General features: G+C 71.9%; 1 protein-coding gene. It reads right to left on the reverse strand.

The genetic code is table 11. From position 1 onward, the window contains the following. A partial coding sequence (locus tag A985_RS28690; RefSeq protein ID WP_039830503.1) for an MFS transporter occupies nucleotides 1–267 on the reverse strand: 267 nt, incomplete at both ends.

Consider the following 267-nt stretch of genomic DNA (forward strand, 5'->3'; position numbering starts at 1 on the left):
GACGCGAGCGCCGTGGCGATCATCGTGGCGGTATCGTCGGCCACGAAACGCATGCCGCAGGCGAGCGCAAGCGCCGCCAGTCCGAGCAGCACCCCGCGCCGCTCACCGCAGCGGCGCGTCAGCCCGCTCGCCGCAAAGGCACCCGCGCCCATTGCGAGCACCGGCAGCGACGTGAGCAACGCCGCCACGGGATAGGTCATCCCGGTAGCCTCGCGGATTTGCGGCAGCAGCGGACTGATGGACGTGAGCGTCGGCCGCAGCGTCAGC

Source organism: Pandoraea sp. B-6, from assembly GCF_000282835.1.
GTDB lineage: Bacteria > Pseudomonadota > Gammaproteobacteria > Burkholderiales > Burkholderiaceae > Pandoraea > Pandoraea cepalis.